Source organism: Pseudomonas sp. 43NM1 (assembly GCF_002836905.1).
Classification (GTDB): Bacteria; Pseudomonadota; Gammaproteobacteria; order Pseudomonadales; family Pseudomonadaceae; genus Aquipseudomonas; species Aquipseudomonas prosekii.
Genome location: NZ_MKGS01000194.1, coordinates 1 through 25,944, shown reverse-complemented (window position 1 = coordinate 25,944; position 25,944 = coordinate 1). Strand labels below are relative to the sequence as shown.

Below are 25,944 nucleotides of genomic sequence, written 5' to 3'. Positions count from 1 at the left end.
CAGCGACGTCCAAGCGGCTGATGGCTTCACCCAAGGCTATCGCAACAGTTTTAGCGCCATCCCGTGGGACGTGCATTACCGCCCGCCGTCGCGGCCGCGAAGAGCCCCGCTGGTCAGCCAGACTGCGCGCGTCACCGGGCCGGCCGGTGAAGAGATTTATTGCGATGAGTACGGCCGGGTCAAGGTCGAGCTGCCGTGGGATCGCGCCGAACTCGACAGCGAAAAAAGCAGCTGCTGGTTGCGGGTTTCCTCCAGTTGGGCGGGGGAGAATTTCGGCGCGGTGACCGTGCCGCGCATCGGCATGGAAGTGGTGGTGACCTACCTCGAAGGCGACCCCGACCAACCGCTGATTACCGGCTGTGTCGCCAACAAAGTCACGCCCGTGCCCTACGCACTCCCTGAACATAAAACCAAAAGCGTGCTGCGCAGCCACAGCTCGCCGCACACCGGTGGCTACAACGAACTGGCATTGGAGGACCGCGCCGGCCAGGAAAAAATCTACCTGCGCGCGCAACGCGATCTCGAACAACTGATCCTCAATGACAGCGCCAGCCAGATCGGTAATGACCGCCGCGAACAGATCAGCCGCGACAGCCACAGCCTGATCGGCGGCGAGCGTTTTGAGCAGGTCGACAGCCACAGCGCCAGCCTGATCCAGGGCGATGAATCGCACACCACCCAAGGCGTGCGCCATACCGTGATCGGCAGCGACGAACTGATCAGCATCAGCGGCAACAGCAGTTCCACCACGGCGGGAACCCTGGTGATTCAGGCCGGGCCACACGCGCGCGTGACCGCCAGCCAAGTGGTAATCGATGCCGGTTCAAGCCTGACGCTGACGGCGGGCGGGCACCACATCGTGATCAATGCCGGGGGGATTTTCAGCAGCGTGGCGATTGTCGAGGGTGGCTCGCCGGTGGCCGGCATGGCTGCGCAGCAAGCGATCACTGCGACGTCAATCACTGCCGACGTGATGGTCATTGACATCGTCTCCATGGAGGCATTGCTCAAGCAGAACATCGTTTTTCGGGAGGCTGATTCAGGCATCTGCCCGGTTTGTGACGCTGCCCAGCCGAATCTGCAGGAGGTTCAAGCATGAAGCCAATCATCCCAGGTAAGGGATTGCTGCTGGTTGACGGTGCCCGATACGAGAACGCCACGGATTGGCTCCACGAGCACTACGGCCAAGACCAGCCGATAGCGCTTTTCAACGGCACTGCCTACGAGCCCATTAGTGCGGCAGGGCCTTTTCTGCTGAATGCGTCCGTTGGCAGTTCGGCTTATGCCGCCTGGAGCGGCGCGGACCTGCAGCATGGCGTGTGGATGGCTTCTGCGCAAAGCGCCCGACATTTGCTGCCGATTCTGCAACGTCGACTACGCGTCTTTGATGAACAACAACAAGAGTTCTGGTTGCGTCTGGCGGATAGCGCCGTGCTACGCCGCGCCTTTTTGGCTGATGCGCAGTGGCCTGGAGGATTTTGGCATGGCGTTGATAGCGTCTGGTTGTGGCACGGCAGCGCACCGGTGTGTGCCTGGGAAAACGCAGCGCCTGAATTCGACGCGGCACCGGCCAATCAAGGTCTGGCGGCGCAGATCACTCTGCCCGAATTGCTAATGCAGGCCCTCAGCTTGTCCGCCAACCCGGAGAAAAATCCATGAGCGTCCAGAAAAAGACTCGCGTTGGCACGTGCCCGCTGTTCGCAGCCGTCCTGCCATTGCGATACGCGCTGGGCCCAACCACCGCTGTCGATGTCAGTGCATACGGTTTACCCGCATTGAATGGTCAATTCCCGGAGTCAGGGCCGCGCCATCCTGATCTGAGCAAACACGCGCTCAACTACACCGCTCGTTTGTTACGCGATGGCTGGCTGTATGTGTGGGAGAGCAACCCGCCCAGGCTGGTCGAATATGAAGTCGAAAAAGCGCAACTCACGCAGACCCCGCGCGCTGGAAAAGTGATCGATACACGGGTCAAACCGCACCTCCTGCTCAGGGCGGGTGATGCTGCTTCTTTGGTATGGTCGCCCGCGCGCTGGAGCAAGACGCAGTATCAAACCGCCAAAACCGACCCGCTTGTACGGCAGCGCATCATGCGCAGTCTGGTGCCGGGTGTTGCGCCGCTGAGCGGTGCGGTCGGCACCATTGCTGGCCAGATTGGCGAGTACCACGATGCGGCGAGCTACGGCTGGAGCGCTCAGCCCGAAACTGAACATGCGCCCGACTGGATGAAACTGCAGCGTCAAATGAAGGCCTGCGAGCAACAGACCTTCGCGATCCTCGATGACGCCTGGGGAGTGCTCCTCGACCTCGCCGCGCTGATGCGAGTGCGCAAAGCGGCCTTCGACAGTTATCAGGAACATCACGCTGAAGAATGGGCCTTGGCCGGTGTGATCAAGTCACTGAGCGAAGGCGACCGCCAACTGAGCGTGCAATTGCCGTCCATCACCCGCTATGACGAACTGCAGCGAGCCTGGAAAGATCAAGACATTCACCTCGATCGATATGCGGCTGATACGCGCCGTTTGGCTCAATTTTGGGTAGCGTGGTTCGACACTTTGCAAGGGACCGGCCCATCGAGCATGGACACTGCCTGCGGACATTTCGACATAACCCAGGCAATTGCTCGTGAAGAACTGGAATTGCATTTCGCGGCGGCTTGTCTGGGACCGGCCAGTACCAGTCCTGGAGCTCAGGCAATTGCGCTGAATCTGGAAGGTAATTCCCCGGGTAAGCCTTGGCTGTTGTGGGCCTTGCTCGGGTTGCCATCTCGTCTAGGTGTCAGCGAAATCAAATACCTAGTGGATTTAAGCGATTCAGCTCGCGACAACAACGCAGCCGTGCAAGAAGGCGCCAGCAAACTCGCTAGAGCGTTTGGTTATGCAGAGGCGATCAACCGGACCGCCGACAAACTGAAGCAACACAAACCGGTTTCAAGTATTGAGGCGTTGTTTCTGTCCATCGCTCCGGTGGCCGGGCTGCATTTGCATCAGGGTGAACAATCCACTGGCGCCGCAGGGCGTTTGTACATGGCGGCAGCGCTGGCCCGCAGCGATCAGCGCATCCAGACCTCGGGAGTTACTTCGCGTCAGTTAGGCGAGTGGTTTAGCGATTTGATGGGGACGCGGCCTGCGGCGCCTGCTTCGCTGAGCGTCGCACCGCTGGCTAGCGGAGTGGCTGAGGGTATTCCGTTCATGCATTTAGTCCCGGCCAGCACCAAGCTGCCGTCGTTGCCGGCGAATCTGGCGGCGGGGGTAGAACTGAGCGGCATGTTTGATTTGAAAGGCTTGCTCAGTCAGGCGCCGATCAAATCGATTGTGACGTTGGTGGCGGGGGTAAACTTTGTTGCGTCCGGTAGTGCGTTTGTTGATAAAAAAACGGTGAAAAATGGCTTTAGTGCAGTCGGGGCGGCATTTGGTGTTGCAGCAGCAGGCGCCGCAGTATTTCAGCGAGTAGCCGAAGTTAATTGGGAAACGGCTGTCCGCCAAAGTGGGCGGTTTTCAGTTTCGTCACGGCTATCGCTTTTTAAAACCTTGGGTCGGGCAGCTATTACAGGGGGGGCACAGGTTGCCGTATTGGCCTTCGATGTTGTGTTCTATGGGGTGGACGCCTTTGAGGCGTACCAAAATGGTGATTTCGACACCATGGCGACGAATTTGACTATCGCCAGCGCCGAACTGGCCGGCATCGCGCTCTATGTGAAAATTTTCCGTGCTTACCGTGCTGCACAAGCCGCAGTGATGGTCGGTGAGGCTGCGGCCATAGCCAGCGGGATGAATGTTGCACCTCATGTAGCCATAAAAATACTTGGCCTCACCTTAGTAATTGTCACGGGGGTTATTGCACGACTTTATACAGCGGACACGCCGCTGGAGCATTGGGTTAAAACCAGCCGTTTTGGGATCCGTCCAGACGACACATGGTCGAACAGCTACAACCTGTCCATGGATACGTTGTACCCCATTCTGTTTCCCATAAGTTTCGATGCTTGTCGCCTTGCAGAAATGAACCCTTATCAAGGACAGGTAACCTCCACATACCTGCTCCTGAAACTTCCGGGTGAAAACGTACTGCTGACCGACGCCATGATTCACTTCAAGGGCGTCGAAGTTTGGGGCGATACGCTCGGCTATCACTCCGATCTGAACAAGAAGGTGGAATGGACGGGCAAAGATTTTTCCCAGCACAGCGGTACCCGCATTCCTATACCTGTTGGCGTCACTCCATACCGTCGTGTGTACCATGAAGATGGTGTGAGGGACTTGCGGCATATCGAGGGTGAATTGATCTACTCCCCACAAGAGGGGCTGACTTTACCAGCGGTAAAAATCATGGAGCGAGCATGGATATGAATACGCCAGAGATACCGCGCTACAACGCTACACCCAAGGCGATACTTGAAGCGCACAAGTCTACGGGTGAAAAGCCGATGGAGCTGTTCATTACCGATGAGCACACCGAGCATTACCTGGCTTTGCAAACGGGTGGCGACTCTAATAGAGGACTGATGACGGGTTTGTTGGGCGGTGTTGGAGGTGGCGCAGGAATCGGGCTTGGACTCTTCACTCTTATGCAAAGCGGCGAAGCCGAAGGCTTTTACATAATGCTGTCAATATGTGCTCCGCTATTTGTAGTGCCATTCTTATGGGAAATCTTACGTCCGCTACCGCTACCTGTTTTGTTTAACCGCCGCACCCGCGAAGTGTACTTGGATCACGAAGGCGAACTATTCCACGCTGCATGGGATGGTATTTCAGCTGTGGCTAAAGAATTTCAACTAGTCGGCCCCCATTTCGGTGGCATGCAAAGCGCATCCCTGGAAATTCACGTTTACAGCTTCGAAAAGCGGGATATGGCACTGATGGTCAGCCTCGGCTCACCGCTCGGTAAATCATTGGAGATGCAGAAAAGCTTTTGGGAGTACATCCGCTCCTACATGAACAATGGCCCCTATTTCGATGAAAACGGTAATCACAGTGAGTCGGACGCATTTGTAAAAAGCCAGTTATCCGTGCGACCTAGAATGAGCGACAGCTTTAAGCAAACACTCGAAAGCATCAATCACGCAAAGCAAGAGATGGGAGGTAAGAACTTTTTACGCGGTATTGATGTCCTGGGCTTGGTACTCGATCTGTGCTTCTATCCTGTCTGCCGCATCCAGGAACTCACCTACAATCTGGCAAAACGCCGCTCCCGTAATTTATGGCCGAAAGTTGTCACTGAACGCCTGAAAGCCAATGGGCCTACCACGCGGCTAGTTGATATTGAACGTTGCCTGTAATTTAGCAAATCGTCGGACTGCCTGATCCCGATACATATCCACAGATGTTGAACTAAACCGCAAATAAGGAAGATTGATGAAAGCTGTCTGGAACGCGCCCGTTGGTTTAACAATTATGCATTGGGCTGCCATGAGTAATATCGTGACTACGGGGATGTTCACGCTTCTGTTTATTCCGTTTCTTTCGTTGGGGGATTATGTGTGGGGCTGGCCACTTGGTTTGTCAATTTCAGTGAGCATTGTCGGGTTTGTTATCCGAAGTTTCGCAAAGCGCGACTTACAGGTCAGTATCTCGATTGTTCCTGGTGGGTTTGTTTTTCTTGATGAGGCCCCCGGTTACGAGCGCAGGGATTTCATCCGGTATGACGATGTTCAGTCGGTTCGAGTTCGGAATAATATTCTTTTCAAAACTCTTGTCATTACCTTGAAGGAGGGTAATCAACAGTTTTCTTTAAGTAATGTGGTTTTGTCTCAAGAGTTTCTTGAGGTTATTCGCACTCACGCAGCCGCGAATTAATCGCGGCTTTTTCGTTCATCTCGCCTCAAAACCCCCGACGTATCCGGTTTTTAAGCTCAGCATGAAACCGATCCGCATTGCTCTTGTTAAACAACCTCGCCGACTCAGTGCCACTGACAGACTCAAGTGCAATCGAGCGGTTATGGCTCACCTCGCGGTGATACTCATCAATGAAAAAATCAATGTCGGCCCCCTGAACCAGCTTCGGCCATTTATCCAGATATTCCGGCAGTTCGCTGTTCCCGGTCTTGAACGAGCAAATCCGCCGATTGCTGATGGTCGCTTCACCGATTTCAAACGGCACCCACCACGATTGCGCGGTTTTGTCCGAGACCACGGCGAGCAAGTGCGTGCATTCGGTGATGTTGCGGGTGATGACGGTGGTGATGTCGTCGGTGGTTTGCGATTCCGCGTCGAGCACGTCGAGGTAGGTTTTGATGCCGGCGCGTTTCAGGCGTTCGTTGAGGGCGATGGCTTGTGGGCGGTCGGTGTGGCGGTAGCTGATAAAGACGGGCATCAGAAGTGTCCCTTGAGTGCGAGTTCGCGGTAGTAGGCGCCGAGTGCGGTGAGGCGGCAGCCGGTTGAGTTGATGGCGGCGTAGTACATGTGCTCGGCTTCCACCGGTTCGATCAGGCTGTGACGGTTGCACTTTTGCAGTTGCGCGAAGACTTCGCCGTGGTCGGGCTCGAAGCTCGGTTCGGTCGGTTCGTAGCTGGGGTCGAGGGCGAAGGTTGATTCGGCCTCGGCGAACCATTCGGGCAATTTGCGCAGGATTTCCTTGGGGATCAGCGGCGACACTTCCCGCAACGAGATGAATTGCGAAACGTTGGTTTTGAACACCGGGCGCTGTTCCCAGGCGTCGAGGGCGTTGTCGACGAACGCGTAAAGGCTGCCGGGGGTGATCTTGCCGAGGATGTTCGCCGCGCCGCCGTGCAACGCCTGCAGCAGCAAACGGGTGAACACGCCGTGCCCGCCGCCCTCGAGCGCCGATTCCTCTTTCTTGCACGCGGTGAGGATGGTCATGCCTTCGCCCACCACGCTGCTTTCACTGCGCAGCGCGCGGATTTCGCCCGCCGAGCCGCCCTGGCAGCAATCGAGAATGATCACTTTGTTTTTGATTTGTACCGCTTTCGAAGCCCAATTGAGGATGTCGCTAATGCGAATGCCATCGCGTGCAGTGCGGTAGTCCTGCGGGACCAGCATGCCTTCGTCGGTGTCGTCATCGAAAACCCCATGACCGGCGAAATACAGCAGCGCCACGTTGCAATCGCCGGAGAACAGTTCGCGGATCTGATCTTCGAGTTTTCCACGGCCCAGGTGATCCTCGGCGGAAGTCAGCACCACGTTCTTGAAATTCGGGTCGCCGTTAGCGTCGGTTTTCAGCACCGAAGCCATCGCCATGGCGTCGGCGTTGCAGCCGCTCAAAGAGGAAATGTGCGTGTAATTGTTGATGCCGATGAACAGTCCCTTGCGCATCGTCACACCGCCGTTTGCGCGCGAATCGCGCTGACGATGCTGGCGGTGTTCCACGCGCACTCGGCGTGAGCGGCGTTGCGCACCACGGCGGAAATCCGTTCGGCACCGAACGGCTTGATCGCGATGATTACCTTGCCCATGCGTTGGGCGATCTCGATTTCCTTGTTGATCCACTTGCTGTAACTGGCGTACATGCCGGCCATGATCAACACGGCGGAGCACGGGCGGATTTTGTTTTCGATGGCTTCGGTCAACTGCTTGTCGGTGCGCGCGCCAACGATCGGGTTATGTGGCGGAACGGAGAAATTCTTGAAAGTGAACGTGGGGTGGGCGGTTAACAGGCTCACCAGTTTGTCGTGGGCGTCGGAGTAGTTCCACGAGTGGCTGATGAACAAATGATAGGTTTGCATGACTGTCCCTCGGTGTCGCCAAAGAGCGAAGAGGGCTTGAATGTAGGGCGTTGCGTGACGGTCACAAGACCTTGGGCGATAAACAGAAAAGCCCTACGCGCGAGCGTGCGCAGGCCCTACAGAGAAGTCTGACGTTTAATACGAAGGGGATTTTGTAACAGGAGCGCAGATGACCGCAGCCCGATTGAGTCGGGCCGCGGTTGCGTCTGTTTAGTAGCTGCTTTCCGGCAGACTGGCGATGATCGAGCGGTAGCTGTTCATCCGTTGCTGCTGCACGCGGCCTTCTTCCAGCGCCTTGAGCAGGGCGCAACCGGGTTCGCGGTCGTGTTTGCAGTCGCGGAAGCGGCAGGTGCCGATCAAGTCGTTGAACTCGATGAAACCGGCTTCGACGTCGGCACGGCTGACGTGGCCGAGGCCGAATTCGCGGATACCCGGGGAGTCGATCAACTCACCGCCACCGGGGAAGTGGAACAGCCGCGCGGTGGTCGTGGTGTGCGTGCCCTGGCCGGACAGCTCGGACAACGGGCCGACGCGGGTTTCGACTTCCGGCAGCAGGCTGTTGACCAGCGAGGACTTGCCGACGCCGGACTGACCAACAAACACACTGATGCGCCCGTCGAGTTGTTCTTGCAGTTGTTCCATGCCGTTGCCGTGATGCGCCGACACTTCCAGCACCGGATAACCCAGCGTGCGGTAAACCGCGAGCAAGGCATTCAGCGCGGGGGCGTTCTGCTCATCGATCAAATCGAATTTGTTCAGCAGCAGCAGCGGACGAATCCCGGCGTGCTCGGCGGCAACCAGATATCGGTCGATCAGGTTGGCGTGCGGCTCGGGCAGCGGCGCGAAGACAATCACGATCATGTCGACGTTGGCGGCAACCGGCTTGAGCTGGCCACGGCTGTCCGGGCGGCAGAGTTCGGTTTTGCGCGGCAATTGCGCGACGATGACGCCGATGCCCTGGTTGCCGGCACGCCAGACCACCTGATCGCCGGTCACCAGCGCAGGCAGGTTGGCGCGCAAGTGACAGCGGAACACCTCACCAGCCAGCTCGCCTTCGAGCGCTTCGACTTCGACCTGCACACCAAAGTGCGCGATCACCAGGCCGGTCTGTTCCGGGCCCAGGTCGCCGCCCTCAAGTGCCTCGACGGCCGAGGACTCGCGTTTGGCGGCGCGGGCAGCGCGCTCGCCCTGAATTTTTTCGATGCGCCAGTTTTGACGACGATTGAGTTGGCGTTTGGCCATGGGTGTTCCGTATCAAGAATGCAGCGATTAGGTAAAACGGCCGCGAGTTTAGCACGCCCCGCCGGTTGCCTAGGCTAAACTGCGCAGCATTGCCTAGGAGCCGACACATGCAAAACCCGCAGAATCTGATCTGGATCGACCTGGAAATGACCGGTCTGAACCCTGATACCGACGTCATCATCGAGATGGCGACCATTGTCACCGACAGTGACCTCAACACGTTGGCCGAAGGTCCGGTGATCGCCATTCATCACAGCGACGCGATTCTCGCTGGCATGGATGAGTGGAATACCCGCCAGCACGGCGGCTCGGGCCTGACCCAACGAGTGCGCGACAGCCGCATCAGCATGGCTGAAGCCGAAGCCGAGACCATCGCGTTTCTCGAGAAGTGGGTGCCGAAGGGCAAGTCGCCGATCTGCGGCAACAGCATCTGCCAGGACCGGCGCTTCCTTTATACGCACATGAAATCCCTGGAAAGCTACTTCCATTACCGCAACCTCGACGTGTCGACGCTCAAAGAGCTGGCCGCACGCTGGGCGCCGGACGTGCGCGACAGCTTCCAGAAGGGCAGCACCCACTTGGCGCTGGACGACATCCGCGAGTCGATCGCCGAGCTGCAGCATTACCGCAAGCATTTCATCAAGTTCTGATCCTGCGGGGAACATTGTGGCGAGGGGGCTTGCCCCCGTTCGGCTGCTCAGCAGTCGCAAAACCTCAAAACGCACTCTGACTGACAAATGCTGGGGAGCGCTTCGCACTCCGACGGGGGCAAGCCCCCTCGCCACAGGAAGTGGGCGAATGGCGCTTGCCCTCTTCTGGTGCGCCCCCGAAATGGCTAGACTGCGCGCCTTCCTGCCAGGACCGCCGCCATGTTGCTGATGCTCTATCTGATCGCCATCACCGCCGAAGCCATGACCGGCGCGCTGTCTGCCGGCCGTCGCGGCATGGACTGGTTTGGCGTGGTGCTGATTGCGTGCGTTACCGCGCTCGGCGGCGGTTCGGTGCGCGACGTGCTGCTCGGCCACTACCCGCTGACGTGGGTCAAGCACCCGGAATACCTGATCCTGACCTCGGTCGCAGCGATGTTCACGGTGTTTGCCGCGCGTTGGATGCGCCACCTGCGCTCGCTGTTTCTGGTGCTCGACGCCGTCGGCCTAGTGGCGTTCACCCTGATCGGCTGCATGACCGCGCTGGAAATGGGCCACGGCATGTTGGTGGCGTCGGTCAGCGGCGTGATCACCGGAGTATTCGGCGGCATCCTGCGCGACATCTTCTGCAACGACATCCCGCTGATCTTCCGCCGCGAGCTCTATGCCAGCGTTTCCTTCGCAGCGGCGTGGTGCTACATGCTGTGCATTTACCTGCAAATGCCCGGCGAGCAGGCGATTCTGGTCACCTTGTTTGGCGGGTTCCTGCTGCGCCTGCTGGCAATCCGCTTTCACTGGGAAATGCCCAAATTCGTCTACAACGACGAAGCCTGACGCCAACTCCGTCCCCGTAGCAGCTGCCGAAGGCTGCGTCCGGCTGCGAAGCAGTCGTCAATATTCAAATATCGCGCGAGTCCTGCGGCCTTGAACGCAGCCTTTGGCAACTGCTACATGAGGCCGTGTTGTTTGGGCTCACTCGACATGTTCGAGAACCAGCGGCGCTTTGAGTTCAGGCGTACTGGATGGCGCACCACTAAGCCTGACGCCAACTCCGTCCCTGTAGCAGCTGCCGAAGGCTGCGTCCGGCTGCGAAGCAGTCGTCAATATTCAAATATCGCGCGAGTCCTGCGGCCTCGAACGCAGCCTTCGGCAGCTGCTACATGAGGCCGTGTTGTTTGAGCGCCCATTCGACGTGTTCGCGGACCAGTTCTGACGGATATTCGCGCCGCGCCTTCAACGCCTCCAGCACCGGAATGCTCGATGGCGCGTTGCCCAAACCCACCGCCAGATTGCGCAACCAGCGCTCATAACCGGCGCGACGTAGCGGCGAACCCTCGGTGCTGCTGAGAAAGCGCTCCTCGTCCCACATAAACAGTTCGGCCAATTCGGCGTTGTCGAGATTGTGCCGTGGCTTGAAGTCGCTTTCGCCGGTCGGTCGGGCGAAGCGGTTCCACGGGCAGACGATCTGGCAGTCATCGCAGCCGAATACTCGATTACCGATCAGGGGCCGCAATTCTTCCGGGATCGCGCTTTTCAGTTCGATGGTCAGGTACGAAATGCAGCGTCGGGCATCGAGTACGTACGGGCCGACGAACGCGTTGGTTGGGCAAATGTCCAGGCACGCGGTGCAGCGGCCGCAGTGTTCGGTGGCGTGGGGTGGGTCTACGGGCAACGGCAGGTCGACGAACAATTCGCTGAGGAAGAAATAACTGCCGGCCTTGCGGTTCAACACCAAGGTGTTTTTGCCGATCCAGCCCAGCCCGGCCTTCTCGGCGATGGCTTTTTCCAGCACCGGGGCGCTGTCGACAAAGGCGCGATAACCGAACGGGCCGATGACCGCTTGAATTTTTTCTGCGAGTTGTTGCACGCGTTTACGGATCAATTTGTGGTAATCGCGGCCCAAGGCATAACGCGATACGTAGGCTTTCTCCGGTTGGGCGAGCAATTGCGCCATTTGCGTGTCGCCGGGCAGGTAGTCCATGCGTAGCGAAACTACCCGCAACGTGCCGGGCACCAGTTCTTCCGGGTGCGAGCGTTTGCTGCCATGGGCGCCCATGTACTCCATTTCGCCGTGGTAGCCGGCTTCGAGCCAGCGCTGCAGATGCTGTTCATGCTCGGCAAGGTCCAGGCCGCTGATGCCGACTTGCTGGAAGCCCAGCTCGCGGCCCCAGTCCTTGATGGATTGGGCGAGGGCGGGCAGGTCTGTGGTAATAGCGGGCATGAGACGAGAGAAACCGGAGCTGAGGTGCGTATAATTCTGCCAGACATCGGAGCCCGAAGACGCATGCCGCAGACTAAAGATGATTTACCCGACGCGCTGTACAGCGCCGCGCAAGTGCGAGAGCTCGATGCGAGCCTGATCGCGGCTGGCACGCCGGGCTTCGAATTGATGCAACGCGCGGCCCGGGCAACGTGGCGGGCGATGGTCCGCCAGTGGCCGACGGCCAGCGAACTGACAGTGCTGGCCGGTCACGGCAACAATGCGGGCGACGGTTATCTGGTCGCCGTGCTCGCGCAGCGCGCCGGTTGGCAAGTGCGCGTGTTGGCGGTCGGCGAACCGCAACGTTTGCAGGGCGATGCGGCTCGCGCGCATGCCGAGGCGCTGGCGGAAAAAGTCTCGATCAAAAACGGCTCTGCACAATCCGAATTGCGCGGCATCATCCTCGACGCCTTGCTCGGCACCGGTTTGACCGGCGAGGTGCGAGAGCCCTACGCCAGCGTGATCGCGGCGATCAATGCCAGTGAACTGCCGGTTGCCGCCGTGGATATCCCCTCAGGCTTGTGCGCCGATACCGGTCGCGTGCTCGGCGGCGCGGTTCGGGCTGATCTGACCGTGACCTTCATCGGTTTGAAAATCGGCCTGTTTACCGGTGATGCGGCGGATGTCGTCGGTGAACTGGTGTTCAACGATCTGCACGCCGATCCGCAGTTGCTGGAAAACGCCGCCAGCACCGCGCGGGGTCTCAATCCCGGCAACCTTCCGCGTCCGGCGCACCGTGCGCCAACCTCGCACAAAGGCAAGTTTGGCCACGTGCTGCTGATCGGCGGAGATCGCGGTTTTGGTGGCGCGATTTTGCTGAGCGCGCAAAGTGCATTGCGCAGTGGCGCGGGCATGGTTTCGGTGGCGACGCGCAGCGAACATGTGCCGGCGGCGCTGGCGAGAATCCCCGAAGCGATGGTGCTCGGCACTTCGTCGGCCAATCAGTTGATGGAATTGTTGGATAAGGTTTCCGTGCTGGTGGTTGGCCCGGGCCTCGGGCAGGCTGCGTGGGGTCGCAGCCTGTTATCGGCGGCGGCCAATGCGCCGCTGCCGCAAGTCTGGGACGCCGATGCGCTGAATATGCTCGCCGAGCAGCAGGTAACGCTGCCGAAGGATTGCGTGATCACCCCGCATCCCGGTGAAGCCGCGCGTTTGCTCGGGATCAGCACCGCCGAAGTGCAGGCCGATCGGGCCGCCGCCGCTCATGCGTTGAGCAAAAAATACACAGCTGTGGTGATTCTGAAAGGCGCTGGCAGCTTGATCGCCAGCCCCGATGGACGTTTGTCGTTGTGCCATCAGGGTCACCCAGCGATGGCCACTGCCGGTTTGGGCGACGTGCTCGCCGGACTGGTCGGCGCGTTGCTGGCGCAAGGCATGCAGGCATTCGACGCCGCGTGCCTGGCGGTCTGGCTGCACGCCAACGCAGGTTTGCAACAAGGTAAATTCGGCCGTGGGCTGGCGGCCAGTGATCTGATTCCAGCCATTCGTCAGTTGTTGGAGGAGCAAGCACCGTGTCTGAAGTAACCCTGTACCTGGCTGATGAAGAAGCAATGAGCGCATTCGGTGCGCGTATCGCACGAACCACCCAAGGACACGGTCTGATTTTTCTCGAAGGCGATCTGGGCGCGGGCAAAACTACCCTGTCGCGCGGCATCATTCGTGGCTTGGGGCATGTCGGCGCGGTAAAAAGTCCGACGTTCACTTTGGTCGAGCCCTACGAGATCGGCGACATTCGCGCCTTCCATTTCGACCTGTATCGACTGGTCGATCCGGAAGAACTGGAGTACTTGGGCATCCGCGACTACTTCGATGACGACGCCATGTGTTTGATCGAATGGCCCCAGAAGGGTGCAGGCTTTTTGCCAAAGCCCGACCTGACCATTACCATTAGCCCGCAAGACAGCGGGCGTTCGCTGAAAATTTTGTCCCAGGGCTCGCGCGGCGAGTCGTGGTGTGCCGCTTTGGCATTGGAATCCAATTAAATGATGGGGTCAGGTATGCGCTTTCGCGCGATGGTAGCTGCCGTAGGATTGTTGTTTTTGGCGGTAACCGTCGACGCTGTGGCCGAATCGAAGGTCAACAGCGTTCGCCTGTGGCGTGCTCCGGATAACACACGACTGGTATTCGACCTCACGGGGCCGGTGCAACACAGTGTGTTCACCCTGACGTCGCCGGATCGGCTGGTTATCGACATCAATGGCGCGTCCCTCGGGGCGCCGCTTAAGGTCAACAGCGCCAACACGCCAATTACCGCTATGCGCTCGGCGCAACGCACGCCGACCGATTTGCGCGTGGTCATCGACCTGAAAAAAGCCGTGACGCCGAAGAGCTTCACCCTGGCGCCGAACGCCCAGTACGGCAATCGTCTGGTGGTCGATCTGTTCGACAACCCGGCCGATGCCGCGCCGATTCCGGCGCCGACCAACGTCGCGACGGTGGCCCCGGTGCCGGTCACGCCGATTGATCCGCCGGTCAAACTGCCTCCAGCGCCGGCCGGCAAACGCGACATTATTGTGGTGATCGATGCCGGCCACGGCGGCGAAGACCCGGGTGCCTCGGGCTCGCGCGGTCAACGTGAAAAAGACGTGGTACTGGCCATTGCCCGTGAATTGCAGCGTCAGGTCAACGGCATGAAAGGCTTCCGCGCCGAACTGACCCGTACCGGCGACTACTTCATTCCATTGCGCGGCCGTACCGAAATTGCGCGGAAGAAGGGCGCCGACCTGTTCGTTTCGATCCACGCCGACGCCGCGCCTTCCGCCGCTGCGTTTGGTGCTTCGGTGTTCGCCCTGTCGGATCGCGGCGCGACTTCCGAAACCGCGCGTTGGCTTGCCGACAGTGAAAACCGTTCCGACTTGATCGGTGGTGCCGGCAACGTCAGCCTCGACGACAAGGACCGCATGCTCGCGGGCGTGTTGCTCGACCTGTCGATGACCGCATCGCTGACCTCCAGCCTCAACGTCGGCCAGAAAGTTTTGACCAACATCGGGCGCGTCACGCCACTGCACAAACAGCGTGTGGAGCAGGCGGGGTTCATGGTGTTGAAGTCGCCGGATATCCCGTCGATCCTGGTCGAAACCGGGTTTATCTCGAACGCCAACGAAGCCTCGAAACTCGCTGCTGCGAACCACCAGCAAGCGCTGGCGCGGTCGATCAGCAGCGGCGTGCGCCAGTTCTTCCAGCAGAATCCGCCACCGGGCACTTACATTGCCTGGCTGCGTGATTCCGGCAAAATCGCCCAGGGCCCGCGCGACCATCGCGTCAGCCCGGGCGAGACGTTGGCGATGATTGCCGTGCGTTATCAGGTGTCCCCGGCCACCCTGCGCAGCGCCAACAATCTGAGAAGCGACGAGCTGAAAATCGGTCAGACCCTGACCATTCCCGGCACCGAACTGGCGGCCAAAGAATGAATCAGGCGCTGACCAATGCCGCTCGTATCGAGCTGCTCAGCCCACGCCTGGCGAACCAGATTGCCGCCGGTGAGGTAGTTGAGCGCCCGGCATCGGTGATCAAGGAGTTGCTGGAAAACAGCCTCGACTCCGGCGCCAAGCGCATTGATGTCGACGTCGAGCTGGGCGGCACCAAACTGCTGCGGGTGCGCGACGACGGCAGCGGCATTTCCGCTGACGACCTGCCGCTGGCCTTGGCGCGACACGCCACCAGCAAGATTCGCAACCTCGAAGACCTTGAGCAGGTGATGAGCCTCGGGTTTCGCGGTGAAGCCCTGGCCTCGATCAGTTCCGTGGCGCGCCTGACCCTGACGTCGCGCACCAAGGACGCCGATCAAGCCTGGCAAGTCGAAACCGAAGGCCGGGACATGGCGCCGCGCGTGCAACCGGCGGCTCATCCGGTAGGCACCTCGGTGGAAGTGCGCGATCTGTTCTTCAACACCCCGGCGCGGCGCAAGTTTCTCAAGACTGAAAAAACCGAATTCGATCACCTGCAAGAAGTGATCAAGCGCTTGGCGTTGGCGCGTTTCGACGTGGCGTTTCATTTGCGCCACAACGGCAAGACCATCCTCAGCCTGCACGAAGCGCATGATGACGCGGCCCGCGCTCGGCGTGTGGCGGCGATCTGCGGTTCGGGATTTCTGGAGCAGGCGCTGCCGATCGAAATCGAGCGCAATGGCCTGCATTTGTGGGGTTGGGTCGGTCTGCCGACGTTCAACCGCAGCCAGGCTGACTTGCAGTATTTCTTCGTGAATGGCCGTGCGGTGCGCGACAAACTGGTGGCTCACGCGGTGCGCCAGGCGTATCGCGACGTGCTGTTCAACGGTCGTCACCCGACATTCGTACTGTTTTTCGAAGTCGACCCGGCGGGCGTCGACGTCAACGTGCACCCGACCAAACACGAAGTGCGCTTCCGTGACGGGCGCATGGTCCACGACTTCCTTTACGGCACTTTGCACCGGGCACTCGGCGACGTGCGCCCGGAAGATCATCTGGCCGCGCCGGTCGCCACCGCGATCGTCCGCCCAAGCGGAATTGACGCTGGCGAGTTTGGTCCGCAGGGCGAAATGCGTCTGGCGGCCAACGCGTTGCTGGAGCAGCCGCAAGGCCAGCCGACCTTCAATACGGCGGCGGGCTCGGGCGCGGGTGCCGGTTATCAGTATCAATATTCACCAAAAGCGCAATCCGGCGTGCCGGCGGCCGAGGCACAGGCTGCGTATCGCGAATTTTTCGCGCCGTTGCCCGAGGCCAATGCGGTCGCATTGCCTGCCGGGCAGGACGATATTCCGCCATTGGGTTACGCGTTGGCGCAGCTCAAAGGTATCTACATCCTTTCGGAAAACGCTCAAGGCCTGGTACTGGTGGACATGCACGCCGCGCACGAGCGGATCATGTATGAACGCCTGAAAATCGCCATGGCCAGCGAAGGCTTGAGCGGGCAACCGCTGCTGGTCCCGGAATCCCTGGCCGTGAGCCAGCGCGAAGCCGACTGCGCCGAAGAGAACGCTGCGTGGTTCCAGCGCCTCGGTTTCGAATTGCAGCGCCTCGGCCCGGAAACCCTGGCGATCCGGCAGATCCCGGCACTGCTCAAGCAGGCTGAGGCCAATCGTCTGGTCAGCGACGTGCTCGCCGACCTGATGGAATACGGCACCAGCGACCGCATTCAGGCGCACCTCAACGAATTGCTCGGCACCATGGCCTGCCACGGCGCGATCCGCGCCAATCGGCGTCTGGCGTTGCCGGAAATGAACGGCCTGTTGCGCGACATGGAAAACACCGAGCGCAGCGGTCAATGCAACCATGGCCGACCGACCTGGACCCAATTGGGCCTGGACGATCTGGACAAACTGTTCCTGCGCGGTCGTTGATGAGCCAGCTCCCTCCAGCGATTTTCCTGATGGGCCCGACCGCTGCGGGCAAGACCGATCTGGCCATCGAACTGACCAAAGTCCTGCCGTGCGAGTTGATCAGCGTCGATTCGGCGCTGGTTTATCGCGGCATGGACATCGGCACGGCTAAGCCTTCGAAAGAGCTATTGGCGCAACATCCGCATCGTTTGATCGATATTCTCGACCCCGCCGAGAGCTATTCGGCGGCAGATTTTCGCCGTGATGCGCTGGAGGCGATGGCCGAGATCACTTCGCGCGGCAAAATTCCGCTGCTTGTAGGCGGCACGATGCTCTACTACAAGGCTTTGGTCGAAGGTCTTGCGGAAATGCCGGCGGCTGATCCCGATGTTCGCGCGCAGATCGAAGAAGAGGCTGCACGCCTTGGCTGGCAAGCCTTGCACGAACAATTGGCGCTGATCGATCCGGTGTCGGCGGCGCGGATTCACCCCAACGATCCGCAACGGCTGAGTCGAGCGCTGGAAGTTTATCGCGTGAGCGGTCAGAGCATGACTGAACTGCGCTTGCGACAATCTGCGCAAAGTACTGAAGCAGCGGCTTCGGGACTGCAACAATTACCCTATACTGTCGCGAACTTGGCCATCGCCCCGGCAAATCGCCAGGTACTGCACGAGCGTATTAAACAAAGATTCACAATTATGTTGGAACAGGGATTCATCGACGAGGTCGTAGCCCTGCGTATGAGAAGTGACTTGCATTCAGGGTTGCCGTCCATACGTGCTGTAGGGTACCGACAAGTCTGGGACTACCTGGATGGCAAGCTGACGCAAGCCGAGATGCAGGAGCGTGGAATCATTGCCACGCGCCAATTGGCAAAGCGCCAGTTCACCTGGCTGCGCAGTTGGGCTGATCTGCATTGGTTGGACAGCCTGGATTGCGACAATCTGCCGCGCGCCTTGAAATACCTTGGGACCATCTCCATATTGAGCTGAGTCCTTGCAATTGCCGTCTATCCTTGGGGGTGTGACGGCACAAGCCATCTGTTTACCTATTTTTATATTGAATCCTTAAAGGAGTGCGGCACATGTCAAAAGGGCATTCGCTACAAGACCCTTACTTGAATACTTTACGTAAAGAGAAAGTTGGGGTGTCCATCTACCTGGTCAACGGGATCAAACTGCAAGGCACGATCGAGTCTTTCGACCAGTTCGTAATCCTGCTGAAAAACACCGTGAGCCAGATGGTTTACAAACACGCTATCTCGACAGTCGTGCCGGTTCGTCCAATTCGTCTGCCTAGCGCAACCGAATCCGAAGCAGGTGACGCTGAGCCAGGTAACGCCTGATAGGAGTCTCCTTTGTTCTTTGAGCGCCACGGTGGTGGTGAACGAGTAATCCTCGTTCACTTGGATGGACAGGACCCTGAGGCGCGCGAAGATCCGCAGGAGTTTCAGGAGCTGGCTAATTCGGCAGGCGCCGAGACCGTCGCGTTTGTTAACGTGCCGCGTCATCGGCCAACCGCCAAATACCTGATCGGCAGCGGCAAGGTCGACGAATTGCGCGATCTGGTCCACGCTGAAGAAGCCGATCTGGTCATCTTCAATCACGTCCTCACGCCCAGTCAGGAACGTAACCTCGAACGTGTTTTCGAGTGTCGCGTGATCGACCGTACCGGGCTGATTCTCGATATTTTCGCCCAACGCGCCCGTACTCACGAAGGCAAGCTCCAGGTCGAACTGGCCCAGCTTGACCACATGAGCACCCGGCTGGTTCGCGGCTGGACTCACCTTGAGCGTCAGGGTGGCGGTATCGGTATGCGCGGCCCGGGTGAAACCCAGCTCGAAACCGACCGCCGTTTGCTGCGGGTGCGCCTGCGCCAGATCAAAGGCCGGTTGGAGAAAGTGCGCAGTCAGCGCGAGCAGTCGCGTCGCGGCCGTTCACGTGCGGACATTCCTACCGTGTCCCTGGTGGGCTACACCAACGCCGGCAAATCCACGTTGTTCAATAACGTGACGAAATCCGACGTGTACGCGGCGGACCAGTTGTTCGCCACGCTGGACCCGACCTTGCGCCGTCTGGAACTCGACGACCTGGGGCCGATTGTCCTCGCCGACACCGTGGGTTTCATCCGCCACTTGCCGCACAAACTGGTCGAGGCATTTCGGTCTACGCTCGAAGAGTCGAGCAACTCCGACCTGCTGTTGCACGTGATCGATGCGGCCGAGCCGGATCGCATGTTGCAGATCGAGCAGGTGATGGTGGTGCTGGGCGAGATCGGTGCCCAGGACTTGCCGATCCTCGAGGTCTATAACAAACTCGATTTGCTCGAAGGCGTCGAACCCCAAATCCAGCGCGACGAAAACGGCAAGCCCCAACGGGTCTGGCTGTCGGCGCGTGATGGCAGTGGTCTGGAATTGCTTGAACAAGCCATCGCCGAGCTGTTGGGCACTGATTTGTTCATTGGCACCTTGCGCTTGCCGCAACGTTTTGCTCGACTGCGTGCGCAGTTTTTCGAACTCGGTGCGGTGCAAAAAGAAGAACACGACGAAGAAGGCATCAGCCTGCTGGCCGTACGCTTGCCACGGATCGAGTTGAATCGACTGGTGAGCCGCGAAGGTTTGCAACCGATGGAATTCCTCGAGCAACACACTTTGCAATAAAAGCCTGAAAAAGCGGTTGTGCCGCGGTGACAGGCATTCTGTAGCATTGGTCGGCGCGCCGTGGGTGCGTCTTTGCTTTATCAGATGGAGAGCGCTATGGCTTGGAATGAGCCGGGTGGCAACTCGAATAATCAGGATCCTTGGGGTGGCAAGCGCCGCAATAACGGCGACCGCAAGGGGCCACCGGATCTCGACGAGGCCTTCCGAAAGCTGCAGGAAAGCCTGAACGGGTTGTTCGGTGGTGGTAAAAAACGCGGCGACGACGGCGGCGGTTCGGGCAGGAGTGGCGGCTTCGGCGGTCTGCTCGGCATCGGCCTGGTCGTGCTCGCAGCAGTCTGGCTGTACAGCGCGGTCTATGTAGTCGACGAGCAGGAGCAAGCCGTGGTGCTGCGCTTCGGCAAGTACTACGAAACGGTTGGCCCGGGCCTGAACATCTACTTCCCGCCGATCGACAAGAAGTTCATGGAAAACGTGACGCGTGAGCGTGCGTATACCAAGCAGGGCCAGATGCTCACTGAAGACGAGAACATCGTCGAAGTGCCGCTGACCGTGCAGTACAAAATCAGCAACCTGCAGGATTTCGTGCTGAACGTCGATCAGCCGGAAATCAGCCTGCAGCACGCGACCGACAGTGCCTTGCGCCACGTGGTGGGTTCTACCGCGATGGACCAGGTGCTGACCGAAGGTCGTGAATTGATGGCCAGCGAAATCAAGGAACGCCTGCAACGTTTCCTCGACACTTATCGCACCGGCATCACCGTCACTCAGGTCAACGTACAGAGCGCAGCGGCACCGCGTGAAGTCCAGGAAGCCTTCGATGACGTGATCCGCGCACGAGAAGACGAGCAGCGTTCGCGCAACCAGGCTGAAACCTACGCCAACGGCGTCGTGCCGGAAGCCCGTGGTCAGGCCCAGCGCATCCTTGAAGACGCCAACGGTTACCGTGACGAAACGGTATCGCGCGCCAAGGGTGAGGCTGATCGCTTCACCAAACTGGTCGCCGAGTACCGCAAGGCACCTGAAGTCACCCGCGAGCGTCTGTACCTGGACACCATGCAGGAAGTCTTCACCAACACCAGCAAGGTTCTCGTGACCGGCAACAAGAATGGCCAGAGCAATCTGCTGTACTTGCCGCTGGACAAGATGATCGACAGTGGCCGCAGCACCAGCGCACCGGTAACGGGCGCGGCCGCCGGCAGCAATGAAGCGAATGCGCGTGCAGCCGCTGATCTGCAACAACAGCAAGCGCGTACCAGGGAGAGTCGCTGATGAGCAATAAATCGCTGATCGCCCTTATTGTCTGCGTCGTCGTGGCGATCGCAGCCTGGAACTGCTTTTACATCGTGGGTCAGACCGAGCGTGCGGTAATGCTGCAATTCGGTCGTGTGGTCCAGACCGATGTGCAGCCGGGCCTGCATGTGAAAGTGCCTTACGTTAACCAGGTGCGCAAATTCGACGCTCGCCTGATGACGCTGGATGCACCGACACAACGCTTCCTGACGCTGGAAAAGAAAGCCGTGATGGTCGATGCCTACGCCAAGTGGCGCGTGAAAGATGCCGAGCGCTTCTACACCGCAACTTCCGGCCTCAAGCAGATTGCCGACGAGCGTCTGTCCCGTCGTCTGGAATCCGGCCTGCGTGACCAGTTCGGTAAACGCACGCTGCACGAAGTGGTTTCCGGTGAACGTGACGCGTTGATGGCGGACATTACCGCATCGCTGAACAAGATGGCCGAGAAAGAACTGGGCATCGAAGTTGTCGATGTTCGGGTCAAGGCTATCGACCTGCCTAAAGAAGTGAATCGCAGCGTGTTCGAACGTATGAGCACCGAGCGTGAGCGTGAAGCTCGCGAGCACCGCGCCAAGGGTAACGAGCTGGCTGAAGGCATCCGTGCCGACGCCGATCGTCAACGCCGCGTGTTGCTGGCCGAAGCCTATCGTGAATCCGAAGAGGTTCGCGGTGATGGTGATGCCCAGGCTGCTTCGATCTACTCCAAGGCTTACGGTCAGGATCAGGAGTTCTACGCGTTCTACCGTAGCCTGCGCGCCTACCGTGAAAGCTTCGCGAACAAAACCGACGTCATGGTCCTCGACCCAAGCAGCGACTTCTTCCGTTACCTGGAAAAAGCCAAACCTTGATACCGCGTTGACCTGAATCATCCCCGCCTGGCGGCTAAAAACTGCGGCGGGGTGATCCTTTGGGAAAACGTGTGTATGATGCGGCAGCCGGGAAATTCCCGGCTTTTTTGCGTCTGCATGTTTGATTGCTGTTGTTAAGGCAGGCGCCCGAGTTGAATGACTCGACAGGTTTTTCGAGGAAAGTGGTTGGCGAAGCCGATTTCAGGCTTTTCGCCACGTCGTTCTTGCGCGTGGTTTGTGCATGAGCCGACCATTTTCTGCTTCACTCTAGGCTCGCCCGACGGCTGGCCGCCCGGATCATAGGGGAATGGCGTAATGGCAACGGTAGACCGCTGGCTGCTGCCAGATGGCATCGAAGAAGTACTGCCACCAGAAGCGGCGCGCATCGAAGTAGCGCGCCGTCAGGTGTTGGATCTGTTCCAGAGCTGGGGTTACGAGTTTGTCGTGACTCCCCATATCGAGTACCTGGAATCCCTGTTGACCGGCGCGGGCCAGGACCTGGATCTGCGTACCTTCAAGGTTATCGACCCGCAATCGGGCCGGCAGATGGGTTTCCGTGCCGACATCACGCCGCAAGTGGCGCGCATCGATGCGCACACCCTGCGTCGCGAAGGTCCGAGCCGTCTGTGCTACGCCGGCAGCGTGCTGCACGCACAACCGCGCGCCTTGTCGTCGTCGCGCAGCCCGATCCAGTTGGGCGCCGAGTTGTACGGCGACGCCAGCCCGAGCAGCGACGTTGAAGTCATCAGCCTGATGCTGGCCATGCTGCAACTGGCCGATGTGCCGGACGTGCACATGGACCTCGGGCATGTCGGCATCTACCGCGGCCTGGCGCGCGCGGCCGGCTTGTCCGGTGAAGTCGAGCAGCAGTTGTTTGATGCATTGCAACGCAAGGCCATCGACGAGGTCATTACCTTGACCGAAGGTCTGCCTGCCGAACTGTCGGGCATGCTGCGCGCATTGGTTGATCTGTGCGGTGGTCGTGAAGTATTGAGCGCGGCCCGTGAGCGTCTGGCGCATGCGCCGGCGCCAGTATTGGCGGCGCTGGAAGACTTGCTGGCAATTGCCGATCGTCTGTCCACGCGTTTCCCGCAATTGCCGCTTTACTTCGACCTGGGTGAATTGCGCGGCTACCACTACCACACCGGTGTGGTGTTCGCGGTATTCGTGCCGGGCGTTGGCCAGTCCATCGCCCAAGGCGGTCGTTACGACGACATCGGCGCCGACTTCGGTCGCGCTCGTCCGGCAACCGGCTTCTCCACCGATTTGAAAACCCTGGTGACCCTGGGGCGTGCTGAGATCGAGTTACCGTCTGGCGGTATCTGGATGCCTGACAGTACGGATGCGGCACTCTGGCAGCAGGTTTGCCAGTTGCGCAGTGAGGGTCAGCGTGTCGTTCAGGCATTGCCTGGGCAACCATTGGCCGCCGCCCGTGATGCGGACTGCGACCGGCAATTGATTCAGCAGAACGGGCTTTGGCAAGTATTGCCGCTGGCTTCTTGAGTTTTCCTGCCGGCGGCTGCCGGCACCAAGTTTGCGCGAATGAGGACAAGTGTTATGGGTAAGAATGTCGTAGTCCTGGGCACCCAATGGGGTGATGAGGGCAAAGGCAAGATCGTTGATCTGCTGACCGAACATGCTGCCGCCGTAGTGCGCTACCAAGGTGGCCACAACGCGGGTCACACCCTGGTGATCGACGGCGAAAAAACCGTCTTGCACCTGATCCCGTCGGGCGTGCTGCGCGAAGGCGTGCAGTGCCTGATCGGCAATGGCGTGGTGGTTGCACCTGACGCCTTGCTGCGCGAGATCACCAAGCTGGAAGAGAAAGGCGTACCGGTGCGCAAGCGCCTGCGTATCAGCCCGTCCTGCCCGCTGATCCTGTCCTTCCACGTGGCGCTGGACCAGGCCCGTGAAAAGGCCCGTGGCGAGCTGAAGATCGGTACGACCGGTCGCGGCATCGGCCCGGCGTACGAAGACAAGGTTGCACGTCGTGGCCTGCGTGTGGGCGACCTGCTCAACATGCCGCGTTTCGAAGACAAGCTGCGTGAACTGGTGGATTACCACAACTTCATGCTGGTCGGTTACTACAAAGAGCCGGCCATCGAGTTCGAAAAAACCCTCGCCGAGTGCAAGGAATACGCCGAACTGCTCAAGCCGTTGATGCTCGACGTGACCGCCGAGCTGCACGACCTGCGCCGCGCCGGCAAAGACATCATGTTCGAAGGCGCCCAGGGTTCGTTGCTCGACATCGACCACGGTACCTACCCGTACGTGACCAGCTCCAACACCACCGCGGGTGGCGTTGCGACCGGTTCGGGCGTTGGCCCGATGTTCCTGGACTACATCCTCGGCATCACCAAGGCTTACACCACTCGCGTCGGTTCGGGTCCATTCCCGACTGAGCTGTTTGACGACGTGGGCGCGCACCTGGCCAAACAAGGTCACGAGTTCGGTGCTACCACCGGCCGTGCCCGTCGTTGTGGCTGGTTCGACGCCGTTATCCTGCGTCGCGCTATCGATGTGAACAGCATTTCGGGCATCTGCCTGACCAAGCTGGACGTACTCGACGGCCTGCAAACCATCAACATCTGCGTCGGCTACAAAGACGCGCAAGGCAATGCCGTTGCGCCGACTGACGCTGACAGCTACGTCGGCCTGCAGCCGGTGTACGAAGAAGTGCCGGGCTGGACTGAATCGACCGTGGGCGCAAAAACCCTGGAAGAGCTGCCAGCCAATGCTCGTGCCTACATCAAACGCGTTGAAGAGTTGATCGGCGCGCCGATCGACATTATTTCGACAGGTCCGGACCGCAACGAAACCATCGTTTTGCGTCACCCGTTCGCTTAATAAGTCGTTGATGTAAAAAGCAAAGGCCCCTCATTTGGGGCCTTTGTCGTATCTGTCTGTCAGACGGCACGACCTTTGCTGTGATGTTGAATAAAAGCATCGCTTCCAGTGCGCCATCAATTTAATGGCGCCAAGCAGAGGGATTTTAAGTGTCAGCCATTCTCTCACTGTTACAAAGCCGTCTATTACGGCCAGTGTTCGTTACTCTTGGTATCGCTCTTTTGGTGCAAGTGCTGGTGGCCGTCGCCCTGACTCGGAGCACGGTGACTGCATTGGAAGCCGATCTGGGTGTGCGCCTCGGCGCCGACAGCCAAAAGCTCTCCGGTGAACTCGAGCAGGCCGGGCGTGAAGTCACGTCGAGCCTCGACAGCCTGTCGACCAACACCCGTCAGCGCCTCACGGCAGGTTTGTCGACGCGCCTGAAGGACGAGCAGTCGCAGCTGCGGGCGACGCTGGAAAAAGACCTCAAGGACTCGGCCAATGACATGGCGCAACTGCTGGCCTCGGTCGCACCGCGTGCGATGTGGGACAGCGACGTGCCGACCCTCTCCGAATTTGCCCGTCGCGCCCAGCGCAATCCCAACGTGCTGTTCGTGGTTTACGACGACGCCACCGGCCAGCACCTGACGCGCTACCTGAACCGGGAAAACCCGATCAACAAGGCGTTGCTCGAAAAAGGTCAGGGCGAGCGTGCGCTGGACAAAGTGCTGGATGCGGCGAAAAACGATCCCTCGGTCTACTACCTCGAAGCCTCGATCAACCCGAACGGCGTGGAAATCGGCAAGGTCCTGATGGGCGTTTCGACGGCGTCGGTGGACGCCGATCTGGCGGATCTGGACAAGCGCTTCCTGGCATTGATCGCCAGCAGCGATCAATTGGTCGGCGACAGCCTCAAAGGTGCGGCCGCTGAAAGCGCCACGGCGATGGGCGCGCGTTTGCAATCGGCGCAAGCCACCGCCGCCGAGATGAAAACCAACACCACCAGCACTGTGCAGGAAGCCGCCAGCACGTTGCGCTGGCGCATCGGCATGGGCCTGGCGCTCGTTGGTTTCGGCGTGTTGCTGTTGCTCGCGGTGGTGCTGGGCCGTCGTGTGGTCAATCGCCTGAAAATGCTGATTGCCGCAATGGATGACCTGGCGGCGGGCGAGGGCGACCTGACCAAGCGCGTACAGAT

23 protein-coding genes and 1 pseudogene are annotated in these 25,944 nt (G+C 59.5%); 19 read left to right on the top strand and 5 right to left on the bottom strand.

All coding sequences use genetic code 11. The features are described 5' to 3' along the window. The 5 genes from tssI to BI292_RS25430 all read left to right on the top strand — a co-directional run. On the top strand, positions 1-1,099 hold a 1,099-nt coding region (tssI, locus tag BI292_RS25450), incomplete at its 5' end, for a type VI secretion system tip protein TssI/VgrG (RefSeq protein ID WP_157831308.1). Next, a complete protein-coding gene (locus tag BI292_RS25445) occupies positions 1,096-1,659 on the top strand; it encodes a DUF4123 domain-containing protein (protein WP_101209604.1) in 564 nt (187 codons plus the stop codon). The genes tssI and BI292_RS25445, both read left to right, overlap by 4 nt. Further along, the gene (locus BI292_RS25440; RefSeq protein WP_101209603.1) at positions 1,656-4,349 is read left to right on the top strand and encodes a toxin VasX; all 2,694 of its coding nucleotides are present in this window, start codon (positions 1,656-1,658) and stop codon (positions 4,347-4,349) included. The genes BI292_RS25445 and BI292_RS25440 overlap by 4 nt, the downstream gene beginning before the upstream one ends. After that, the gene (locus BI292_RS25435; protein ID WP_101209602.1) at positions 4,340-5,278 is read left to right on the top strand and encodes a hypothetical protein; all 939 of its coding nucleotides are present in this window, start codon (positions 4,340-4,342) and stop codon (positions 5,276-5,278) included. The genes BI292_RS25440 and BI292_RS25435 overlap by 10 nt, the downstream gene beginning before the upstream one ends. 76 nt (positions 5,279-5,354) lie before the next feature. Further along, on the top strand, positions 5,355-5,795 hold the full coding sequence (locus BI292_RS25430) for a hypothetical protein (protein ID WP_101209601.1): 441 nt from the start codon (positions 5,355-5,357) through the stop codon (positions 5,793-5,795). A 25-nt stretch (positions 5,796-5,820) separates the two neighbouring features. Here the strand turns inward: BI292_RS25430 and BI292_RS25425 are convergent, their stop codons facing one another. The 4 genes from BI292_RS25425 to rsgA all read right to left on the bottom strand — a co-directional run bounded on the left by BI292_RS25425 (position 5,821) and on the right by rsgA (position 8,923). Continuing rightward, complete coding sequence (locus BI292_RS25425; RefSeq protein WP_101209600.1) at positions 5,821-6,312, bottom strand: toll/interleukin-1 receptor domain-containing protein; 492 nt, start codon at positions 6,310-6,312, stop codon at positions 5,821-5,823. After that, positions 6,312-7,271: a caspase family protein gene (locus tag BI292_RS25420; RefSeq protein WP_101209599.1), complete on the bottom strand. Its 960-nt coding sequence runs from the start codon at positions 7,269-7,271 to the stop codon at positions 6,312-6,314. The genes BI292_RS25425 and BI292_RS25420 overlap by 1 nt, the downstream gene beginning before the upstream one ends. A gap of 2 nt (positions 7,272-7,273) precedes the next feature. Further along, positions 7,274-7,681, bottom strand: a complete 408-nt coding sequence (locus BI292_RS25415) for a TIR domain-containing protein (RefSeq protein ID WP_092274150.1) — start codon at positions 7,679-7,681, stop codon at positions 7,274-7,276. Positions 7,682-7,891: 210 nt separating this feature from the next. Then, on the bottom strand, positions 7,892-8,923 hold the full coding sequence (rsgA, locus tag BI292_RS25410) for a small ribosomal subunit biogenesis GTPase RsgA (RefSeq protein WP_028621995.1): 1,032 nt from the start codon (positions 8,921-8,923) through the stop codon (positions 7,892-7,894). Positions 8,924-9,030: 107 nt separating this feature from the next. On the opposite strand from rsgA, the gene orn reads away from it, so the two are divergent. Both orn and BI292_RS25400 read left to right on the top strand, forming a co-directional pair. Then, positions 9,031-9,573: an oligoribonuclease gene (orn, locus tag BI292_RS25405; RefSeq protein ID WP_054053345.1), complete on the top strand. Its 543-nt coding sequence runs from the start codon at positions 9,031-9,033 to the stop codon at positions 9,571-9,573. Between the two features lie 219 nt (positions 9,574-9,792). After that, on the top strand, positions 9,793-10,404 hold the full coding sequence (locus tag BI292_RS25400) for a trimeric intracellular cation channel family protein (RefSeq protein WP_092274147.1): 612 nt from the start codon (positions 9,793-9,795) through the stop codon (positions 10,402-10,404). 322 nt (positions 10,405-10,726) lie between these two features. On the opposite strand, the gene queG is transcribed toward BI292_RS25400, so the two are convergent. Continuing rightward, the gene (gene queG / locus BI292_RS25395; RefSeq protein ID WP_101209598.1) at positions 10,727-11,791 is read right to left on the bottom strand and encodes a tRNA epoxyqueuosine(34) reductase QueG; all 1,065 of its coding nucleotides are present in this window, start codon (positions 11,789-11,791) and stop codon (positions 10,727-10,729) included. Between the two features lie 63 nt (positions 11,792-11,854). On the opposite strand from queG, the gene BI292_RS25390 reads away from it, so the two are divergent. The 12 genes and pseudogenes from BI292_RS25390 to BI292_RS25335 form a co-directional block, all read left to right on the top strand. Further along, entirely contained in the window at positions 11,855-13,354 is a 1,500-nt protein-coding gene (locus BI292_RS25390; protein ID WP_101209597.1) for an NAD(P)H-hydrate dehydratase, read from the top strand. Further along, positions 13,342-13,812: a tRNA (adenosine(37)-N6)-threonylcarbamoyltransferase complex ATPase subunit type 1 TsaE gene (tsaE, locus tag BI292_RS25385; RefSeq protein WP_092274138.1), complete on the top strand. Its 471-nt coding sequence runs from the start codon at positions 13,342-13,344 to the stop codon at positions 13,810-13,812. Before BI292_RS25390 ends, tsaE begins: the two co-directional genes overlap by 13 nt. Then, positions 13,813-15,240: an N-acetylmuramoyl-L-alanine amidase gene (locus BI292_RS25380; protein ID WP_092274134.1), complete on the top strand. Its 1,428-nt coding sequence runs from the start codon at positions 13,813-13,815 to the stop codon at positions 15,238-15,240. It abuts the gene before it with no gap. An 8-nt stretch (positions 15,241-15,248) separates the two neighbouring features. Further along, on the top strand, positions 15,249-17,147 hold the full coding sequence (mutL, locus tag BI292_RS25375) for a DNA mismatch repair endonuclease MutL (protein ID WP_178076629.1): 1,899 nt from the start codon (positions 15,249-15,251) through the stop codon (positions 17,145-17,147). After that, the gene (gene miaA, locus BI292_RS25370) at positions 17,147-18,118 is read left to right on the top strand and encodes a tRNA (adenosine(37)-N6)-dimethylallyltransferase MiaA (protein WP_101209595.1); all 972 of its coding nucleotides are present in this window, start codon (positions 17,147-17,149) and stop codon (positions 18,116-18,118) included. Before mutL ends, miaA begins: the two co-directional genes overlap by 1 nt. Before the next feature lie 92 nt (positions 18,119-18,210). Then, complete coding sequence (hfq, locus tag BI292_RS25365) at positions 18,211-18,471, top strand: RNA chaperone Hfq (RefSeq protein WP_007902656.1); 261 nt, start codon at positions 18,211-18,213, stop codon at positions 18,469-18,471. Between the two features lie 12 nt (positions 18,472-18,483). Then, the gene (hflX, locus tag BI292_RS25360; RefSeq protein WP_092274125.1) at positions 18,484-19,785 is read left to right on the top strand and encodes a ribosome rescue GTPase HflX; all 1,302 of its coding nucleotides are present in this window, start codon (positions 18,484-18,486) and stop codon (positions 19,783-19,785) included. A gap of 96 nt (positions 19,786-19,881) precedes the next feature. Then, positions 19,882-21,054 (top strand): FtsH protease activity modulator HflK, encoded by a 1,173-nt coding sequence (gene hflK / locus BI292_RS25355; protein ID WP_101209594.1) that lies wholly within the window; start codon positions 19,882-19,884, stop codon positions 21,052-21,054. After that, the gene (gene hflC / locus BI292_RS25350; RefSeq protein WP_092274119.1) at positions 21,054-21,923 is read left to right on the top strand and encodes a protease modulator HflC; all 870 of its coding nucleotides are present in this window, start codon (positions 21,054-21,056) and stop codon (positions 21,921-21,923) included. Before hflK ends, hflC begins: the two co-directional genes overlap by 1 nt. A gap of 315 nt (positions 21,924-22,238) precedes the next feature. After that, positions 22,239-23,426: an ATP phosphoribosyltransferase regulatory subunit gene (locus tag BI292_RS25345; RefSeq protein ID WP_092274115.1), complete on the top strand. Its 1,188-nt coding sequence runs from the start codon at positions 22,239-22,241 to the stop codon at positions 23,424-23,426. Between the two features lie 54 nt (positions 23,427-23,480). Continuing rightward, positions 23,481-24,770, top strand: a complete 1,290-nt coding sequence (locus BI292_RS25340; protein ID WP_092274111.1) for an adenylosuccinate synthase — start codon at positions 23,481-23,483, stop codon at positions 24,768-24,770. Positions 24,771-24,919: 149 nt separating this feature from the next. After that, a pseudogene (locus BI292_RS25335) lies at positions 24,920-25,944 on the top strand (methyl-accepting chemotaxis protein); the annotation flags it as partial.

What these genes read in the sequence shown, in the direction of transcription:
- BI292_RS25430 (WP_101209601.1), top strand. Translation starts at nt 5,355, where the DNA reads ATGAAAGCTGTCTGGAACGCGCCCGTTGGTTTAACAATTATGCATTGG.
- BI292_RS25345 (WP_092274115.1), top strand. Translation starts at nt 22,239, where the DNA reads ATGGCAACGGTAGACCGCTGGCTGCTGCCAGATGGCATCGAAGAAGTA.
- BI292_RS25440 (WP_101209603.1), top strand. Translation starts at nt 1,656, where the DNA reads ATGAGCGTCCAGAAAAAGACTCGCGTTGGCACGTGCCCGCTGTTCGCA.
- BI292_RS25390 (WP_101209597.1), top strand. Translation starts at nt 11,855, where the DNA reads ATGCCGCAGACTAAAGATGATTTACCCGACGCGCTGTACAGCGCCGCG.
- BI292_RS25420 (WP_101209599.1), bottom strand. Translation starts at nt 7,271, where the DNA reads ATGCGCAAGGGACTGTTCATCGGCATCAACAATTACACGCACATTTCC.
- hflC (WP_092274119.1), top strand. Translation starts at nt 21,054, where the DNA reads ATGAGCAATAAATCGCTGATCGCCCTTATTGTCTGCGTCGTCGTGGCG.
- BI292_RS25445 (WP_101209604.1), top strand. Translation starts at nt 1,096, where the DNA reads ATGAAGCCAATCATCCCAGGTAAGGGATTGCTGCTGGTTGACGGTGCC.
- orn (WP_054053345.1), top strand. Translation starts at nt 9,031, where the DNA reads ATGCAAAACCCGCAGAATCTGATCTGGATCGACCTGGAAATGACCGGT.
- BI292_RS25340 (WP_092274111.1), top strand. Translation starts at nt 23,481, where the DNA reads ATGGGTAAGAATGTCGTAGTCCTGGGCACCCAATGGGGTGATGAGGGC.
- hflK (WP_101209594.1), top strand. Translation starts at nt 19,882, where the DNA reads ATGGCTTGGAATGAGCCGGGTGGCAACTCGAATAATCAGGATCCTTGG.
- queG (WP_101209598.1), bottom strand. Translation starts at nt 11,791, where the DNA reads ATGCCCGCTATTACCACAGACCTGCCCGCCCTCGCCCAATCCATCAAG.
- miaA (WP_101209595.1), top strand. Translation starts at nt 17,147, where the DNA reads ATGAGCCAGCTCCCTCCAGCGATTTTCCTGATGGGCCCGACCGCTGCG.
- BI292_RS25415 (WP_092274150.1), bottom strand. Translation starts at nt 7,681, where the DNA reads ATGCAAACCTATCATTTGTTCATCAGCCACTCGTGGAACTACTCCGAC.
- BI292_RS25435 (WP_101209602.1), top strand. Translation starts at nt 4,340, where the DNA reads ATGGATATGAATACGCCAGAGATACCGCGCTACAACGCTACACCCAAG.
- BI292_RS25380 (WP_092274134.1), top strand. Translation starts at nt 13,813, where the DNA reads ATGATGGGGTCAGGTATGCGCTTTCGCGCGATGGTAGCTGCCGTAGGA.
- hfq (WP_007902656.1), top strand. Translation starts at nt 18,211, where the DNA reads ATGTCAAAAGGGCATTCGCTACAAGACCCTTACTTGAATACTTTACGT.
- rsgA (WP_028621995.1), bottom strand. Translation starts at nt 8,923, where the DNA reads ATGGCCAAACGCCAACTCAATCGTCGTCAAAACTGGCGCATCGAAAAA.
- BI292_RS25400 (WP_092274147.1), top strand. Translation starts at nt 9,793, where the DNA reads ATGTTGCTGATGCTCTATCTGATCGCCATCACCGCCGAAGCCATGACC.
- BI292_RS25425 (WP_101209600.1), bottom strand. Translation starts at nt 6,312, where the DNA reads ATGCCCGTCTTTATCAGCTACCGCCACACCGACCGCCCACAAGCCATC.